The following is a 16,868-nucleotide window of genomic DNA, read 5'->3' as shown; positions in this document are numbered from 1 at the left end:
CGGGCCGGCCGGGGGGCGGGGGACATGGCCAGGCGCGAGCGAGTCATGAGGATGTCGGTCGAGCAGCCGCTGTGGCGCGCGCTCGCCGGTTACCGCGTGCTCACCATGCTGTACGCGATCGGCTTCTTCACCACCGCATGGTCCGGCTTCGCCCGCCCCTGGCTCGCCGTGGCCTACTACGCCGTCCTCTTCGTCTGGACCCTGGCGACCCTCCCCAAGGTCTCCGGCGCCGCCGGCTGCACCAAGCGCTTCCTCGCCGCCGACCTCACGATCGCGCTCACCGGCATCCTGCTCACCCCGTTCGCCGACGCGCACGAGCGGGTCATGGACGGCGGGCCGACCCTGCCGTCGATATGGACCGCCGGCTCCGTCCTGGCCTTCGCCATCAAGGGCGGCTGGCGCTGGGCGGCCGTCGCCTCCACCCTCGTCGCCGTCGCCAACCTCGTCGAACGCGGCACCCCGGCCCGCGACACCGTCCACAACGTGATCCTCGTCTGGGTCGCCTCCATCGCCATCGGCTACGTCGTCGAGGTCGCCCGCGCCTCCGAGCGCACCCTCGCCCGCGCGCTGGAGATCGAGGCGGCGACCAGGGAGCGGGAGCGGCTCGCCCGGGACATCCACGACAGCGTCCTCCAGGTCCTCGCGATGGTGCAGCGGCGCGGCGCCGTCATCGGGGGCGAGGCGGCAGAGCTCGGACGCATGGCCGGTGAGCAGGAGGTCGCGCTGCGCACCCTGGTCTCCGGCGGGCTGGTCCCCGTCTCCCGGGTGTCGGAGGACACCACCGAGGGTGCCGTCGTCCGCGAGGTGGAGGAACCGGACGAGGACGCCCCGGCGGGACCCGTCGACCTGCGCGCTCTGCTCGCCCCGTACGCCGGCGCCCGGGTGAACCTCGCCGAGCCCGGCGCCCCGGTGCCGCTGGCCCCGGTCGCCGCACGGGAGCTCGCCGCCGCCGTGGGGGCCGCCCTGGACAACGTCCGCCGGCACGTCGGCGAGGACGCGCGCGCGTGGATCCTCGTCGAGGACGAGCCGGACGAGGTGGTCGTCACCGTCCGCGACGAGGGGCCCGGCATCCCCGAGGGACGGCTCGCCGAGGCCGAGGGCGAGGGGCGGCTCGGCGTCGCCCTCTCCATCCGGGGCCGGCTGCGCGACCTCGGCGGCACGGCCGAGCTGATCTCGGTGCCCGGACAGGGCACGGAGGTCGAACTGCGGGCGCCGAAGGCGCCGGGCACAACCACGGACACCGGCGGCACCGCACGGGGGAAGGCAGAACGATGACCGAGCGACAGGAACCGATCAAGGTCATGGTGGTCGACGACCACCCGATGTGGCGGGACGCCGTGGCCCGGGACCTCGCCGAGTCCGGCTTCGAGGTGGTCGCCACCGCCGGCGACGGCGACCAGGCGGTGCGCCGCGCCCGGGCCGCCGCACCCGACGTCCTCGTGCTCGACCTCAACCTCCCCGGCAAGCCCGGCGTGCAGGTGTGCAAGGAGGTCGTCGGCGCCAACCCAGGGCTGCGCGTCCTCGTCCTGTCCGCGAGCGGGGAGCACGCCGACGTGCTGGAGGCGGTGAAGTCCGGCGCGACCGGCTACCTGCTGAAGTCGGCCTCCACCGAGGAACTGCAGGACGCGGTGCGCCGCACGGCCGCCGGCGACCCCGTCTTCACCCCGGGCCTGGCCGGGCTGGTCCTCGGCGAGTACCGCCGCCTCGCCTCCGAACCGGCGCCCGCCCCGGAGACCGGCGAGCCCGGGGCGCCCCGGCTCACCGACCGCGAGACCGAGGTGCTGCGCCTGGTCGCCAAGGGCCTGAGCTACAAGCAGATCGCCGAACGCCTCGTCATCTCCCACCGCACCGTGCAGAACCACGTCCAGAACACCCTCGGCAAGCTCCAGCTGCACAACCGGGTGGAACTCGTGCGGTACGCGATAGAACGGGGTCTGGACGACGACTGACCCCGCGCGGGACAGTGACCCCGACCACCCGCCGTGGCAAAGGGGTTGAGCGATGAAGGTCGGAGTGCTGACCGGAGGCGGCGACTGCCCCGGGCTCAACGCCGTCATCCGGGCCGTCGTGCGCAAGGGCGTGCAGGAGTACGGCTACGAGTTCACCGGCTTCCGGGACGGCTGGCGCGGCCCGCTGCGGGGCGACACCGTGCGCCTCGACATCCCGGCCGTGCGCGGCATCCTGCCCCGCGGCGGCACCGTCCTCGGCTCCTCGCGGACCAACCCCTTCCAGCACGAGGACGGCATCCGGCGGATCAAGCGGAACCTCGCGAAGCTCGGCGTCGACGCGCTCGTCACCATCGGCGGCGAGGACACCCTGGGCGTCGCCGCCCGCCTCTCCGACGAGTACGGCGTCCCCTGCGTCGGCGTGCCCAAGACGATCGACAACGACCTGTCGGCCACCGACTACACCTTCGGCTTCGACACGGCCGTCGGCATCGCCACCGAGGCCATCGACCGGCTGCACACCACCGCCGAGTCCCACATGCGGGTCCTGGTCGTCGAGGTCATGGGCCGGCACGCCGGCTGGATCGCCCTCCACTCGGGCCTGGCCGGCGGCGCCAACGTCATCCTCATCCCCGAGCAGCGCTTCGACATCGAGCAGGTGTGCGCCTGGGTGACCTCGCGGTTCCGGGCCTCGTACGCCCCGATCGTGGTCGTCGCCGAGGGCGCGATGCCCAGGGACGGCGACATGGTGCTCAAGGACGGGTCGCGGGACTCCTACGGGCACGTCCGGCTGTCCGGCGTGGGCGAGTGGCTGGCGAAGGAGATCGAGAGACGGACCGGGAAGGAGGCCCGGACGACCGTCCTCGGCCACATCCAGCGCGGCGGCACGCCCAGCGCCTTCGACCGCTGGCTGGCGACCCGGTTCGGCCTGCACGCGGTCGACTGCGTCCACGACGGCGACTTCGGCACCATGGTCGCCCTGCGCGGCACGGACATCGTCCGCGTCCCGATCGCCGAGGCCACGGCCCGGCTCAAGACGGTCGACCCGAAGCTCTACGAGGAGGTCGGGGTCTTCTTCGGCTGACCGGCGGCCGCGGGCGGGGCGCCGTATATTCGGCCCGGAGCCCAGCGGAACGGGAGCGGTCATGCAGATCCTGGCCTTCGGCGTCCAGGCCGACGAGAAGCCCCTGATCGAGCAGGCCTTCCACGGCCGGCACGACATCCACTGCCTGGACGTCTTCCTCACCGCGGACACCGCCCCCATCGCGGCCGGCCACGAGATCGTCTCCACGTCCGTCAACGCCGACCTCGGCGGGCCCGTCCTGGAGATCCTCGCGGCCGGCGGCACCCGGATGGTCGCCCAGCGCTCCACCGGCTTCAACAACGTCGACCTCGACACCGCCGAACGGCTCGGCATGACCGTCGCCCGGGTCTCGTCCTACTCGCCGCACTCGGTCGCCGAGTTCGCCTGGACCCTCGCCATGGCCGTCAACCGCCGCGTCGTGCGGGCCTCCACCCGCACCCGCGACTTCGACTTCCGCCTGCACGGACTGATGGGCCGCGACCTGCACGGCCGCACCGCCGGCGTGCTCGGCACCGGCAAGATCGGCGAGGCCTTCACCCGCATCGCCCACGGCTTCGGCATGCGGCTGCTCGGCTGGGACGTCACCGAGAACCCCGCCTGCCTGGAGCTGGGCATGCGCTACGTCCCCAAGGACGAGCTGCTGGCCGAGTCCGACCTGGTCAGCCTGCACGTCCCGCTGATGGCCGAGACCCAGCACCTGATCGACGCGCGGGCCCTGAAGGCGATGAAGGACGACGCGATCCTGATCAACTCCAGCCGCGGCGGCCTGATCGACACCGGGGCCCTGGTCGGCGAGCTGCGCGCGGGCCGCTTCACCGGGGTGGGCCTGGACGTGTACGAGGCGGAGGCGGGCCTGTTCTTCCTCGACAAGTCCCTGGAGGCCATCGCCGACGACACGCTGGCCCGCCTCGTCACCTTCCCGAACGTCCTGGTCACCTCGCACCAGGCGTACTACACCGAGGACGCCGTCCGGCAGATCGTCGACGCCACGGTGCGCAACGTCCTCGACTACCGGGCCGGCCGCCGCTCGGAGAACGTGCTCGTGCCGCGCAGCTGACCGGCCAGCTCCCGCACGATCGCCGCGCCGTTCAGCGTCAGCACCGACTCCGGATGGAACTGCACGCCGGCGAAGCCCGGGCCCCGCAGCGCGTGCACCTCGTGCCCGGCGCTCCGGCTCACCTCCACCCCGTGCGCGGCCAGTTCGGTCGCCGCCTCGTCGTCGCAACGGGCCACGAAGCTGTTGTAGAAGCCGACCGTCTCCCGCCTCCCGAACAGGTCGATCTCCGTCTGCGCCCCCTGGTACGGCACCTCCTTGCGGTCGATGTCCAGGCCCAGCTCGGCCGCGATCAGCTCGTGTCCCAGGCAGACCCCGAGGACACCGTGGCGGCCGCCCCCGAGCACGTCGGCGGTCAGCGCGCGCAGGAAGCGCATCTTGGGATCGGCGGCGTCGGACGGATCACCGGGGCCGGGCCCCAGCACCACCGGGCCGTCGTGCCCGAGCACCGCCTCGCGCAGCCCCGGCTCGTCGTACCGCCGGACGGTGACGCCCAGCCCGGCCGAGCGCAGCACGTGCGCGAGCATCGCGGTGAAGGTGTCCTCCGCGTCGACGACCAGGGCGTGCCCGGCCAGCGTGTCCGACGGCTCCTGCATCCGCAGCCAGAACGGTGCCAGCGAGGCCCGGCGCCCGTCCAGCGCCGCCCGCACCCGGGGGTCGTCGGCCAGCTTCGGCCGCTCGGCCTCGGCACGCGGGCGGGCCGGGCGCACCCCCAGCGCCGCCAGCACCCCGGCCGCCTTGGCGTGCGTCTCGGCGACCTCGCCCGCCGGGTCCGAGCCCCGCACCAGCGTGGCGCCGACCGGCACCCGCAGCCGTCCGCCCGCGTCGATGTCGGCGGTACGGATCAGGATGGGGGAGTCGAGGGTCTGCGCCCCGCCCGCGTCCCGGCCGAGCAGCGCCAGCGCCCCCGCGTAGTAGCCCCGCCCCCCGGCCTCGTGCCGCTCGATGACCCGGCAGGCGTTCTGCACCGGCGAACCGGTGACCGTCGCCGCGAACATCGTCTCCCGCAGCACCTCCCGCACGTCCAGCGAGGACCGGCCGCGCAGCTCGTACTCGGTGTGTGCGAGGTGCGCCATCTCCTTCAGCCGGGGCCCGACGACGACACCGCCCATGTCGCCGACGGTGCACATCATCTTGAGCTCCTCGTCGACCACCATCGACAGCTCCTCGGTCTCCTTGCCGTCGGCGAGGAAATCCAGCAGGTGCTCGGGGGTCGGCCCCTCGGCGGGATAGCGGTACGTCCCGCTGATCGGGTTCATGACGACGGTGCCGCCGGACATCCGCACGTGCACCTCGGGGCTGGCCCCCACCAGCGTCCGGTCCCCGGTGTGCACCACGAACGTCCAGTACGCCCCCCGCTCGCCCTCCAGCAGCCGCCGGAACAGCGCCAGCGCGTCGGCGCGCCCGAACCCGGCCACGCGCCCCTCGTACGTCCGCCGGATGACGAAGTTGGCACCCTCGCCGCGCCCGATCTCCTCGTCCAGCACCCGCGCGACGATCCGCGCGTACTCCTCGTCGTCCACGTCGAAGCCGCCGTCCGCCACGCGGACGTCGTGCGCGGGCAACTGCTCCAGAGCGTCGGCGAGCGGGACGTCGTACCGCTCCTCGGGGGTCAGCACCAGCAGCGGTGTGCCGTCGTCGCGCACGTCGAAGCCGCGCTCGCGGATCTGCCGGAAGGGCACCAGCGCCAGCCCCTCGTCGGGCAGGCCGGCGAGCCGGTCGTGCTCCGTCACCGGGCCGAGCAGCAGCTCCACGGTGTCGTGCGCGTGGCCCGGGGTGCGGCGGCGGAGCAGGGCGAACGGGCGGTCACCGGCGGCCAGGGCGCGCAGGTCGAACTGAAGCATGGGTCCGTGTCCTTCTCTTCTCTCGGTGAGAGGGACGGCCCGGTCGCGAAAACACCGAAGGCCGCCTCTCGGGCGGCCTTCGCGAAGTCTTGCGTACGCGCAGTCAGTGGGCCGCCGGAGGAGCGGTCCACCACCAGGTCTGGATCGAGTGCGCGAACATACACCGCAGCGTACCCCACGGCGGCCTGTCCACAAGGCGTTACGCGTGTCTCACTCTTCGGGCACGGGGCGGGAGCGGCCGTCCGACCCCGTAGTGTTGAGGCCGTGACCGTGAACGCTAAGACCAGCGCGAGCGCTGGCAACACCTGGCGAGACCTGCCCGCGGCGCAGCAGCCCGAGTACCCCGACACCGAGGCTCTGCGCGCAGTGATCGCGGACCTCGAGTCGTATCCGCCGCTCGTCTTCGCGGGCGAGTGCGACCAGCTGCGCGCCCGGATGGCGGCCGTCGCCAAGGGAGAGGCGTTCCTCCTCCAGGGCGGCGACTGCGCCGAGGCCTTCGACGCGGTGTCCGCGGACCACATCCGCAACAAGCTCAAGACCCTGCTCCAGATGGGCGCCGTGCTCACGTACGCCGCCTCCGTGCCCGTGGTGAAGGTCGGCCGGATCGCCGGTCAGTACTCCAAGCCGCGCTCCAAGCCGACCGAGACCCGCGACGGCGTCACCCTGCCGACCTACCGCGGCGACTCCGTCAACGGCTTCGACTTCACCGAAGAGGCCCGCGTCCCGGACCCCGAGCGGCTCAAGCGCATGTACCACGCGTCGGCGTCCACGCTGAACCTGGTGCGCGCCTTCACCACCGGCGGCTACGCCGACCTGCGCCAGGTGCACGCCTGGAACCAGGACTTCGTGAAGTCGTCCCCGTCCGGCCAGCGCTACGAGCAGCTCGCCCGGGAGATCGACAGCGCGCTGAACTTCATGCGGGCCTGCGGCACGGACCCGGAGGAGTTCAAGACCGTCGAGTTCTACTCGTCGCACGAGGCGCTGCTGCTCGACTACGAGTCGGCGCTCACCCGCGTCGACTCCCGCACCGGGCAGCTCTACGACGTCTCCGGCCACATGGTGTGGATCGGCGAGCGCACCCGGCAGCTGGACCACGCGCACATCGAGTTCGCGTCCAGGATCCGCAACCCGATCGGCATCAAGCTCGGCCCGACGACGACGGCCGAGGAGGCGCTGCAGTACATCGAGCGCCTGGACCCGGACCGCGAGCCGGGCCGGCTGACCTTCATCGTCCGGATGGGCGCGGACAAGATCCGCGACAAGCTCCCCGAGCTGGTCGAGAAGGTCACCGCGTCCGGTGCCGCCGTCGCCTGGATCACCGACCCGATGCACGGCAACACCTACGAGGCGGCCTCCGGCCACAAGACCCGCCGCTTCGACGACGTCCTCGACGAGGTCAAGGGCTTCTTCGAGGTCCACAAGTCGCTCGGCACCCACCCGGGCGGCATCCACGTCGAGCTCACCGGTGACGACGTCACCGAGTGCGTGGGCGGCGGCGACGAGATCTTCGTCGACGACCTGCACCAGCGCTACGAGACGGCCTGCGACCCGCGCCTGAACCGCAGCCAGTCGCTCGACCTGGCGTTCCTGGTGGCGGAGATGTACCGGGACCAGTGACGGTCCGCCCCCCACCGGGGCGGCAGGGACACGGAATGGGGCGCGGGTCACACACGATCCGCGCCCCCTCCGCTTTTGCCGTCCCTGTGTGATGGGTAAGGTTAGGTTTGCCTCACCGATCAGGGCCTCCGGTCGTCGGTACGGCACGACCTTGTACCCCGCTCGGGAGGTGAACCGCGTGTTCGTCTGCAGCTGCTTCGGTGTCACCGAGGAACAGGTGAGGAACCACGCGGAAGCCGGCGCCTGCACGCCCCGGCAGATCGCCTCCGCCTGCAAGGCCGGCACCGACTGCGGCGGCTGCGTACGGCGCATCCAGGCGCTGCTCGGCCGTGGCGCCTGCCCCCGCCGCCAGCTCGCCGACCAGGGCGAACCGGTCCTCTCGGAGCTTCCGGAAGCCGCCTAGACCAGCTTCGGCCCCGACGGGTCCGGCTGGGTCTGCTCGATGACCGTGGACAGGTAGAGCGACTCGCCCAGCTTGTCGATCAGCTCCAGCTGGGTGTCCAGGTAGTCGATGTGGTGCTCCTCGTCGGCGAGGATCGCCTCGAAGACGTTGGCCGACGTGATGTCGTTCTTGTTGCGCATCACCTCGACGCCCCGGCGCAGCCGGTCGATGGCCTCGACCTCGATCTCCCGGTCGGCCTGGAACATCTCCGTCACGCTCTGGCCCACCCGCACGTGGAAGAGGCGCTGGTAGTTCGGCAGGCCGTCGAGGAGCAGGATGCGGTCGGTGAGCAGCTCGGCGTGGCGCATCTCGTCGAAGGACTCGGCGCGCGTGTACGTCGCGAGCCTGTGCCAGCCCTTGTGGTCCTGCAGCTTCGAGTGCAGGAAGTACTGGTTGATCGCGGTGAGCTCGGCGGTCAGCTGCTCGTTGAGGAACTCGATGACCTCGGGGTCGCCCTGCATCGCGTAAGGCTCCTTCCACGCGGGAACTGGCGGGTTGCGCCGCATGATTGCACCGGCATCGAAGATCGTCCAGTAAGTCTTGACTTAGTAAGTACGTACATGTTTAGTAAGATATGTTTCCTTCTGTCCCATGTAAGGGGGTCGTGTCAGGGGCATCGGTCCGGGTCTGTCAGGATGGAGGCATGGGTCAGCCGGTGGAACAGGGTTCGGGAGAGGGCGGTTCGGGAGAGACGCCGCAGTTCGAGCTTCCGCCGGGACAGCGGCTCCAGCGCGGCTGGCCGGTCACGCACTACGGGCCGGTCCCCAAGTTCCGGCCCGAGCGCTGGGAGTTCCGGGTCTTCGGCTCCACCGCCGACGGCGACAAGCACTGCTGGACCCACGAGGAGTTCACCGCACTGCCGTACACGACGGTCGTGGCCGATCTGCACTGCGTGACGAAGTTCAGCATGCTCGGCGCCGAGTGGGGCGGAGTCCCGGCCCGCACGATCCTCGAGCTCGCCCCGCCCGGACCGGCCGTCACCCACGTGATGGTGTGGGCGGAGTACGGGTTCAGCTCCAACCTGCGGCTGGCCGACTTCGCCGCCGAGCGCACCCTCTTCGCCACCCACAAGGACGGCGAGCTGCTGACCGCCGAGCACGGCTTCCCGCTCCGTCTGGTCGTCCCCCACCTGTACGCCTGGAAGGGCCCGAAGTGGGTCCGCGGCATCGAGTACATGACCGCGGACCGCCGCGGTTTCTGGGAGGAGCGCGGCTACCACAACATCGGCGACCCGTGGCGGGAGCAGCGCTACTCCTACCAGGAGGAGCCCGGGGACGGCCCCGAGCTCTGAGCCCCGAGCGGCCCCGGATCAGCCGTCGCGCAGCTTCTTCAGGCGCTCGACGTCCGCGGCGTGCCCCTCCTTGCCGCCCGGCGTCTCGATGACCAGCGGCACGCCCTCGGTCGCGGGGTGCGTCATCAGCGCCCGGAACGGGTCCTCGCCGATGTGACCGGCGCCGATGTTCTCGTGCCGGTCCTTGTGCGCGCCCGCCACGTCCTTGGAGTCGTTGGCGTGGATCAGCTTCAGCCGGCCCTCGCCGACCGTGTCCACCAGCAGGTCCAGCGTCCGGTGCATGCCGGCCGGGCCGGTCAGGTCGTGACCGGCCGCGAAGATGTGGCAGGTGTCCAGGCACACACCCAGCTTCGGGTGGGCGTCCAGCGCCTCGAAGTACGGTCCGAAGTCCCAGGTCCGCGAGCACAGGGAGGCGCCCTGGCCGGCGGTCGACTCCAGCAGCAGGTACGGATCGTCGTCGTGGGTCAGCTCGTCCAGCAGCGGGAGCATGAACTCCCGCACCTGCTTCAGCGCCACCGAACGGTCCCGGCCGCCGGTCGCGCTGCCGGTGTGCACGACCACCCCGAGCGCCCCGATGTCGCGCCCGCGCCGCAGCGAGTGCCGCAGCGACTCGACCGACCGCTCCACCGTCGCCTCGGTGTGCGAGCCGAAGTTGATCAGGTACGGCGCGTGCACGTACGCCGGGATCGCCTCGGTGGCGCAGGCCTCCCGGAACGCCTCGTCCTGCTTCGGGTTGCCGGCCGGGGTGGCCCAGCCGCGCGGGTTGGCCACGAAGACCTGCACGGCCTCCGCCCGCAGGTCACGGGCGTAGGACAGGCCGACGGAGTGCAGGCCGCCGGCGACGGGCACATGACCGCCGACGGGGTTGCGCGACGGAGCGGACTGTTGACTGTTCACCCGTTCAGGGTGTCATGCCCGGTCGGGCGTCCGGACCGTGAGAGCCGTCACCTGATGGTGATCTTGATGGTCGACCCCTTGGGCGCCGTGTCGCCGCCGTCGACGGACTGGTCCTTGACGGTGTCGCCGAACAGCCCGAGCAGCCCGCGGTCCTCCTTCACCCCGAACCCGGCGTCCTCCAGCTTGCGCTTCGCGTCGTCCACGCTGTCGCCGGTCACGTCCGGGACCTCGATCATCTCGGGGCCCTTGGACACCGTCAGCGTCACCGTGTCACCCTCGGCGGCGCGGCTGCCGGGGTCCGGCGTCTGCCGGGCGACCTGCCCCTTGTCGTACTCGGAGGTGACCTGCTCGGTGGCGACCTTCACCTTCAGACCGGCGTCCTCCAGCTCCGCCCTCGCGTCCGCCAGGTCGTCGCCGGTGACGTCCGGCACGTCGATCGGGCGGCCCTTGCTGACGACGAGCGCCACGGCGGAGCCCGCGCGCACCTCGGTGCCCGTCTTCGGGTCCGTGGAGATCACGAAGCCCCTGGGGACGTCGTCGCTGAACTCCCGGGTCACCATGCCCGGCTCCAGTCCCTCGTCCTCGAGCACGGTCCGCGCCCGGTCCAGCTTGTAGCCCTGCACGTCCGGCAGCTCCACGGTGTCGGGACCGTCGGAGATCGTGAACGACACCGAGTCGTTCTTCCGGATCCGGGTGCCGACCCCGGGGTCGGTGCTGATGACGGTGCCGCGCTCGACCGTGTCGCTGTACGCGTGCTTGACCGTGCCGACGTCCAGCCCGGCCTCCTCCAGCCGGTCCTCGGCCTGCGCCCGGGTCTTGGACAGCAGCGGCGGCACCTTGGTGAACTGGCCGGAATTGATGTACCAGAAGCCCGTGCCGGCGCCGAGGACCAGCAGCACGGCGACGACGATCGCCAGCGGACCGCGTCTCACCTGGGGGCGACGGCGCCGGGGCGGCGGAGGGGGAGCCGTGAACCGGCTGGTGCGGTGGACCCCGTCCGCCGTGGCCTCGCCGGCCGGGACGCCGTCCTCGTCCTCGTTCACCGGCAGCGGCCTGGGCACGGTGAGCGCGCGCGGGATCACGCTCGTGCGGTCCTCGGCGTTGTCGTGGTCCGCGGCGAGGGCCTGCGGCGGCACGGCGTCCAGTTGCTCGGCGCTCAGCGCCGCACGCGCCTCGCGGGCCTGCGCCAGCAGCGCGACGGCGTCGTGCGGGCGGACCTCCGGGGTGCGCGCGGTCGCCGACGCGACGAGGTCGTCCAGCGCGTACGCCATCCCCGGGACGGCGGCCGACGGCGGCGGCACGTCCTCGTGGAGGTGCTTGTAGAGGATCTGGGCGGGGGAGTCCCCGTCGTGCGGCTTGCCGCCGGTCAGCATCTCGTACAGGACGACACCGCACGCGTAGACGTCGACCCTCGGGTCGGCGGCGCCGTGCTCGATCTGCTCGGGCGCCAGGTAGGAGACGGTGCCCAGGACCGACCCGGTGGTGCTGGTGACCGTGTTCACGGCCCGCACCAGCCCGAAGTCGGCGACCTTGACCCGGCCGTCGTCCCCTATCAGCACGTTCTCCGGCTTCATGTCCCGGTGCACGAACCCGGCCCGGTGCGCGGCGCCGAGCGCGGCCAGCACCGGCTCCAGGATGTCGAGCGCGGCCCGCGGCTGCAGCGCCCCGCGCTCGCGCAGCACGTCGCGCAGGGTGCAGCCGGCGATGTACTCCATCGCCAGATAGACGTACGCCCCCTCGGCTCCCTGGTCGAAGACCTGGACGACGTTGGGGTGGTCGAGCCGGGCCACCGACTTGGCCTCGCGGATGAACCGCTCGACGAAGATGGCGTCGGTGGCGAGCGTCGGGTGCATCACCTTCAGCGCGAGCACGCGGTCCAGGCGGGTGTCCACGGCCCGGTAGACCGTGGCCATCCCGCCGACCGCGATCCGCGCCTCGACGCGGTACCGGCCGTCGAGCACCTGCCCGACCAGAGGGTCCTGAAGGGTCGTGTCCACGCAGGCGAGTGTACGAGCCACCACGGACACCCCGCGGTCGTCCAGCCCCGTCACGGCGGTACTGAAGCGCACCTGTGACGCTTCCCACCCACCGCACGCCGCCGACGGCGCCCGGCCCCCACGGGCGAGGTCCACCTTTTGTCCGACGGGAAACGGGTGATGCGCGGGTGGGAGAACGAGCGACACCGCGGGGTCACCGGAAAGCGGGCCGCTCCGGATCCAGCACCGCCAGGCCCTCCGCGGGAGACGACGCCTCCGCGAAGTGCCGCCGCGGAATCCGCCCGGCCCGGCGCGCCAGCCGCCCCGCCTCCACCGCCGCGCGCATCGCGCCGGCCATCAGCACCGGCTCCTGCGCCCGCGTCACCGCCGAGGCGAGCATCACGCCCGCACACCCCAGCTCCATCGCCAGCGCCACGTCCGACGCCGTACCGGCCCCCGCGTCCAGGATCACCGGCACGCGCGCGTGCTCCACGATCAGCTGGAAGTTGTGCGGGTTGCGGATGCCGAGCCCGGACCCGATCGGCGACCCGAGCGGCATGATCGCCGCGCACCCGACGTCCTCCAGCTTCCGGGCCAGGACCGGGTCGTCGTTCGTGTACGGCAGCACCGTGAAGCCGTCGTCCACCAGCGTCTCCGCGGCGTCCAGCAGCTCGATCGGGTCCGGCAGGAGGGTGCGCTCGTCGGCGATGACCTCCAGTTTGACCAGGTCCGTGCCGAGGGCCTCGCGGGCGAGGCGGGCGGTGAGGACGGCCTCCCCCGCGGTGAAGCAGCCGGCCGTGTTCGGCAGCACCCGGATGCCGAGCTTCTCCAGGACCGACAGCACCGACCCGTGCACGGACGGGTCCACCCGGCGCATCGCGACGGTCGTCAGCTCGGTCCCTGACGCCACCAGCGCGTGCTCCAGCACGTCCAGGCTGGGGGCGCCGCCGGTGCCCATGATCAGGCGGGACGTGTAGGCCGTACCGCCGAGGAGGAAGGGATCGTCGGCCATGGGTCAGCCTCCTTGGACGGCGGTGAGGACTTCGACGCGGTCGCCGTCGGACAGCGCGGTGGCGGACCACTGCGCGCGCGGGACGACGGTCTCGTTCAGGGCGGCGGCCACGCCGGACGGCGCCGCGGTGAGCGTGCCCACCAGGGCGTCCAGGGCCGTGCCGGGAGCCACCTCGCGCGGCTCCCCGTTGACGGAGATGTTCATGCGGTCTGCTCCGTGAGGACGGTCTGCTGCGAGAGTGCGGGGGCGGCGCCGAAGCGCCGGGGAGTGAAGGGACGGGCCTCCTCCGGCAGCTCCCCGGTGGTCAGGACGTGCGCCATGACGTCACCGGTGACCGGGGTCAGCAGCACGCCGTTGCGGTAGTGGCCGGTGGCCAGCAGGAGCCCCTCGAGTCCGGTCGGGCCGAGCAGCGGGGCGTTGTCGGGGGAGCCGGGGCGCAGGCCCGCGCGGGTCTCCGTCAGGGGCAGCTCGGTGATGCCGGGGACCAGCTCGTGGGCGTCGCGCAGCAGCTCGTAGACACCGCCCGCGGTCACCGTCGTGTCCCAGCCCAGCTCCTCGCTGGTGGCGCCGACGACCAGCTCGCCGCTCTCCCGGGGCACCAGGTAGAGGGGGTTGCCGCGCACCACGGCCCGCACCGTCCGGCTCAGCAGCGGCCCGTGCGCCCGCGGCATGGTCAGGCGCAGCACCTGGCCCTTCACCGGCCGCACCGCGGGCAGCACGGCCTCCGGCACGCCCGCCAGGCGCCCGCTCAGGCTGCCCCCGGCCAGCACCACTTGCCCGGCCTCCAGCACCGAGCCGCCGGCCGTGACGACGCCGGTCGCCCGGTCCCCGGCGACCGCGAGCCGGTCGGCCCACACCCGGTGGAAGACCACACCCGCGCGCTCGCAGGCGGCCACCAGCGCGCCGGCCAGCCGCCGGGGGTCGATCTGGTGGTCGCCGTCCACCCGCAGCCCCCCGCGCACGCCCGGCGCCAGCATCGGCTCCAGACGCCGGCACTCGCGCCCCGACAGCCACTCGGACTCCAGCCCCGAGCGCTCCTGCAGCGCGTGCAGCTCCCGCAGGTGGGCGCGGTCGTCGGCGTCCAGCGCGACGGCCAGGGTGCCGCAGCGGCGGTAACCGAGGTCGTGGCCCGTCAGGTCGGTCAGCTCGGCGGCGAACTCCGGATAGCGGCGGGCCGAGGCGAGGTTCAGCCCGAGCAGCGTCTGCTCGCCGTAGTGCAGTTCCGTGACGGCGGCCAGCATCCCGGCGGCCACCTGGGCGGCGCCGCCGCCCGGCTCGGGGTCCACGAGAGCCGTGGCGAGCCCGCGCTGCGCGGACCGCCAGGCCGTGACCAGGCCGATGATCCCGCCGCCCACGACGAGGACGTCGGACGTGCGGGGTGGTACGGACGGTGCGATCGATGGGGACGGCATGGGCGTCCAGCCCCTCCCTTCGCCGGCATGACCCGGATCAGGTTCGTACGGTCGGAGGCCGCCAGCCTCCCTCTCAGCCCGGTGCGTCCGGGCTCCCGCGAGTGCTTTACGTTGGCCACCCTAGCCCGCACCACGCCGAACTCGTAAGGGAGCCTCCACCGTGGCCCGTTCGCTCGACGGTCTCGTCCTCGCCCCGGTCGCCGACCAGGCCCCCGGCCAGGTGGGGACCCGCACCCGGTTCACCTACCACGAGGAGGACGGCGAGGTCTGGGCCGAGTACACGGGTGGCGACGTCGTCCGCGGCCGGCTGGTGGGCACCCGCGCGGGCGACCGGCTCGACTTCCGGTACGTACAGCTCAGGACCGACGGCAGCACGTCGTCGGGGCACTGCGTGTCCACGGTCGTCGACCTGCCCGACGGGCGGGTGCGGCTGGAGGAGACCTGGGAATGGGAGTCGCGGCAGGGCAGCGGTACGAGCGTTGTGGAGGAGATCACCGCGCACGAGGACTGACCGGCGAATTGCCGGGTGTCTAAGGTGATCAGGTGAACGAGCAGACGCAGGAGCGGGGAGCGGACGCGGAGCGTCGCGTGGTCGTCGTCGGTGCGGGCATGGCGGGCGTGCAGACCGCGGTCGCCCTGCGCGAACAGGGCTTCACCGGCACCGTTACGCTGATCGGCGCCGAACCCCACCAGCCGTACGACCGCCCCCCGCTGTCCAAGGCCGTCCTGCTCGGCACGGCCGAGGGCTCCGCCTTCGACGTCGACTTCGAGGCGCTCGGCATCGAGCTGCGGCTCGGCTGCGAGGCGCTGCGCCTGCGCCCCGGCGCGCACGTCCTGGACACCTCCGCCGGGCCCGTGCCCTACGACGTCCTCGTCGTCGCGACCGGCGCCGAACCGGTCCGGCTGCCCGGTGCCGAGGGCGTCCCCGGCGTCCACCTGCTGCGCACCCTGGACGACGCCGAGCGGCTGCGCCCGGTGCTGGCCCGGCAGCACGACATCGTGGTCGTCGGCGCGGGCTGGATCGGCGCCGAGTTCGCCACCGCCGCGCGCGAGGCGGGCTGCGCGGTGACCGTCGTGGAGGCCGCCGGCCGGCCGCTCGCCGGCGCGGTGCCCGCCGAGGTCGCCGCCCCCATGACCGCCTGGTACGCCGACGCGGGCGCCGAACTGCGCACCCACGCGCGCGTGGAGCGCGTCGAGCCCGGTCACGTCGTCCTCGACGACGGCTCGCGGCTGCCCGCCGGTGCCGTCGTCGTCGGCATCGGCGCCCGCCCCGCCACCGCCTGGCTCGCCGGTTCCGGCGTCGAGCTCGGCGCGCACGGCGAGATCCTGGCCGACGACCGCCTGCGCACCTCCGTGCCCGACGTCCACGCGGTCGGCGACTGCGCCTCCTTCCCCTCCGGCCGCTACGGCGAGCGCCTGCTCGTCCACCACTGGGACAACGCCCTCCAGGGCCCGCGCACGGTCGCCGCCGACATCGTCGGCGCCGCCACCGGCGAGGCCCCGGCGGTGTACGACCCGGTGCCGTACTTCTGGTCCGAGCAGTTCGGCCGGTTCGTCCAGTACGCGGGCCATCACACGGCCGCGGACACCACGCTGTGGCGCGGCGACCCCTCCGGTGCCGCCTGGACGGTCTGCTGGCTGCGCGACGAGCGGCTGATCGCGCTGCTGGCGGTGGGCCGGCCCCGGGACCTGGCCCAGGGCAGGCGGCTGATCGAGGCGGGCGCCAGGATGGACCCGCGGCTGCTCGCCGACCCCGCGCGGCCGCTCAAGGCGGCGACGGCGTAGTCCGCCGTCGGCGGGTTGGGCCGGGTCCGGCTTCCGACTGTCAGTGCCAGATGGCAGGCTGGAGACGTGACCGAGATTGACGCAAAGATCGATGCTCTCGTACCCGCCTGGCTCACCGTCCCCGACATCGCCGAGATGCTCGGCGTCGAGGTGACCCGCGTGCGGCAGCTGATCAAGGAAGGCCAGCTCATCGCCGTACGCCGTGGCGAGAACCGAGCGCTGCACGTCCCGGCGGCCTTCATCGACGGGGACAAGGTCGTCAAGGGCCTGGTCGGGACCCTGACCCTGCTCCGGGACGACGGCTTCACGGTCGAGGAGATGCTCGAGTGGCTCTTCACGCCCGACCCGACCCTGCCCGGCACCCCCGCGCAGGCGCTGAGCGAGAATCGCGGCACGGAGGTGAAGCGCCGCGCCCAGGCGCTCGCCGTCTGACCTGACACCGCCCGGCGTACGGGCCGCGACACCCGCGGTCCGTACGCCACGGCCGCCACCGGCGCGGCCGTCTGCC

18 protein-coding genes and 1 riboswitch are annotated in these 16,868 nt (G+C 72.8%); of the genes, 10 read left to right on the top strand and 8 right to left on the bottom strand.

Annotation, left to right across the window (positions count from 1 at the left end):
• Positions 1 to 24 precede the first annotated feature (24 nt).
• The 4 genes from macS to ACGF3H_RS01740 all read left to right on the top strand — a co-directional run bounded on the left by macS (position 25) and on the right by ACGF3H_RS01740 (position 4,087).
• Complete coding sequence (gene macS / locus ACGF3H_RS01755) at positions 25 to 1,275, top strand: MacS family sensor histidine kinase (protein ID WP_362499822.1); 1,251 nt, start codon at positions 25 to 27, stop codon at positions 1,273 to 1,275.
• Positions 1,272 to 1,949, top strand: a complete 678-nt coding sequence (locus ACGF3H_RS01750) for a response regulator transcription factor (protein WP_362499823.1) — start codon at positions 1,272 to 1,274, stop codon at positions 1,947 to 1,949. Before macS ends, ACGF3H_RS01750 begins: the two co-directional genes overlap by 4 nt.
• A gap of 52 nt (positions 1,950 to 2,001) precedes the next feature.
• A complete protein-coding gene (locus ACGF3H_RS01745) occupies positions 2,002 to 3,030 on the top strand; it encodes a 6-phosphofructokinase (protein ID WP_362499824.1) in 1,029 nt (342 codons plus the stop codon).
• Positions 3,031 to 3,091: 61 nt separating this feature from the next.
• Positions 3,092 to 4,087: a 2-hydroxyacid dehydrogenase gene (locus ACGF3H_RS01740; protein WP_362499825.1), complete on the top strand. Its 996-nt coding sequence runs from the start codon at positions 3,092 to 3,094 to the stop codon at positions 4,085 to 4,087.
• Here the strand turns inward: ACGF3H_RS01740 and ACGF3H_RS01735 are convergent.
• A complete protein-coding gene (locus tag ACGF3H_RS01735; RefSeq protein ID WP_362499826.1) occupies positions 4,039 to 5,928 on the bottom strand; it encodes an anthranilate synthase family protein in 1,890 nt (629 codons plus the stop codon). The genes ACGF3H_RS01740 and ACGF3H_RS01735 overlap by 49 nt on opposite strands.
• Before the next feature lie 103 nt (positions 5,929 to 6,031).
• The gene (locus tag ACGF3H_RS01730; protein ID WP_362499848.1) at positions 6,032 to 6,088 is read right to left on the bottom strand and encodes a trp operon leader peptide; all 57 of its coding nucleotides are present in this window, start codon (positions 6,086 to 6,088) and stop codon (positions 6,032 to 6,034) included.
• A gap of 104 nt (positions 6,089 to 6,192) precedes the next feature.
• On the opposite strand from ACGF3H_RS01730, the gene ACGF3H_RS01725 reads away from it, so the two are divergent.
• Entirely contained in the window at positions 6,193 to 7,545 is a 1,353-nt protein-coding gene (locus ACGF3H_RS01725; protein ID WP_362499827.1) for a class II 3-deoxy-7-phosphoheptulonate synthase, read from the top strand.
• 169 nt (positions 7,546 to 7,714) lie between these two features.
• Positions 7,715 to 7,948, top strand: a complete 234-nt coding sequence (locus ACGF3H_RS01720) for a (2Fe-2S)-binding protein (protein ID WP_362499828.1) — start codon at positions 7,715 to 7,717, stop codon at positions 7,946 to 7,948.
• Here ACGF3H_RS01720 and bfr read toward each other — a convergent pair.
• Positions 7,945 to 8,448, bottom strand: coding sequence for a bacterioferritin (gene bfr / locus ACGF3H_RS01715; RefSeq protein WP_362499829.1), 504 nt, complete (start codon positions 8,446 to 8,448; stop codon positions 7,945 to 7,947). The genes ACGF3H_RS01720 and bfr overlap by 4 nt on opposite strands.
• 182 nt (positions 8,449 to 8,630) lie before the next feature.
• Here bfr and ACGF3H_RS01710 point away from each other — a divergent pair, with 182 nt between their 5' ends.
• On the top strand, positions 8,631 to 9,278 hold the full coding sequence (locus tag ACGF3H_RS01710; protein ID WP_362499830.1) for a sulfite oxidase-like oxidoreductase: 648 nt from the start codon (positions 8,631 to 8,633) through the stop codon (positions 9,276 to 9,278).
• 18 nt (positions 9,279 to 9,296) lie between these two features.
• Here ACGF3H_RS01710 and ACGF3H_RS01705 read toward each other — a convergent pair whose 3' ends face one another.
• From ACGF3H_RS01705 to thiO, 5 genes are all read right to left on the bottom strand, one after another.
• Positions 9,297 to 10,175 carry a deoxyribonuclease IV gene (locus tag ACGF3H_RS01705; protein ID WP_362499831.1) on the bottom strand — a complete coding sequence of 293 codons (879 nt, stop codon included), beginning with the start codon at positions 10,173 to 10,175 and terminating at the stop codon, positions 9,297 to 9,299.
• Positions 10,176 to 10,222: 47 nt separating this feature from the next.
• Positions 10,223 to 12,172, bottom strand: coding sequence for a Stk1 family PASTA domain-containing Ser/Thr kinase (gene pknB, locus ACGF3H_RS01700; RefSeq protein ID WP_362499832.1), 1,950 nt, complete (start codon positions 12,170 to 12,172; stop codon positions 10,223 to 10,225).
• Positions 12,173 to 12,365: 193 nt separating this feature from the next.
• Positions 12,366 to 13,163 carry a thiazole synthase gene (locus ACGF3H_RS01695; RefSeq protein WP_362499833.1) on the bottom strand — a complete coding sequence of 266 codons (798 nt, stop codon included), beginning with the start codon at positions 13,161 to 13,163 and terminating at the stop codon, positions 12,366 to 12,368.
• 3 nt (positions 13,164 to 13,166) lie between these two features.
• Positions 13,167 to 13,367 carry a sulfur carrier protein ThiS gene (thiS, locus tag ACGF3H_RS01690; protein ID WP_362499834.1) on the bottom strand — a complete coding sequence of 67 codons (201 nt, stop codon included), beginning with the start codon at positions 13,365 to 13,367 and terminating at the stop codon, positions 13,167 to 13,169.
• On the bottom strand, positions 13,364 to 14,575 hold the full coding sequence (gene thiO / locus ACGF3H_RS01685; protein ID WP_362499835.1) for a glycine oxidase ThiO: 1,212 nt from the start codon (positions 14,573 to 14,575) through the stop codon (positions 13,364 to 13,366). The genes thiS and thiO overlap by 4 nt, the downstream gene beginning before the upstream one ends.
• A riboswitch (TPP riboswitch) is annotated at positions 14,573 to 14,684 on the bottom strand. (Overlaps the previous gene by 3 nt.)
• A gap of 51 nt (positions 14,685 to 14,735) precedes the next feature.
• On the opposite strand from thiO, the gene ACGF3H_RS01680 reads away from it, so the two are divergent.
• The 3 genes from ACGF3H_RS01680 to ACGF3H_RS01670 all read left to right on the top strand — a co-directional run bounded on the left by ACGF3H_RS01680 (position 14,736) and on the right by ACGF3H_RS01670 (position 16,792).
• Positions 14,736 to 15,086 (top strand): hypothetical protein, encoded by a 351-nt coding sequence (locus ACGF3H_RS01680; RefSeq protein WP_362499836.1) that lies wholly within the window; start codon positions 14,736 to 14,738, stop codon positions 15,084 to 15,086.
• A 32-nt stretch (positions 15,087 to 15,118) separates the two neighbouring features.
• Positions 15,119 to 16,360: an FAD-dependent oxidoreductase gene (locus tag ACGF3H_RS01675; protein ID WP_362499837.1), complete on the top strand. Its 1,242-nt coding sequence runs from the start codon at positions 15,119 to 15,121 to the stop codon at positions 16,358 to 16,360.
• Positions 16,361 to 16,426: 66 nt separating this feature from the next.
• Complete coding sequence (locus ACGF3H_RS01670; RefSeq protein WP_077797631.1) at positions 16,427 to 16,792, top strand: Rv2175c family DNA-binding protein; 366 nt, start codon at positions 16,427 to 16,429, stop codon at positions 16,790 to 16,792.
• Positions 16,793 to 16,868 lie beyond the last annotated feature (76 nt).

Origin of the sequence: Streptomyces sp. NPDC048185, from assembly GCF_043202495.1 — a bacterium.
GTDB lineage: Bacteria > Actinomycetota > Actinomycetes > Streptomycetales > Streptomycetaceae > Streptomyces.
Note: the sequence above shows the minus strand (reverse complement) of the source record. Positions and strands in the feature narration are given on the sequence as shown.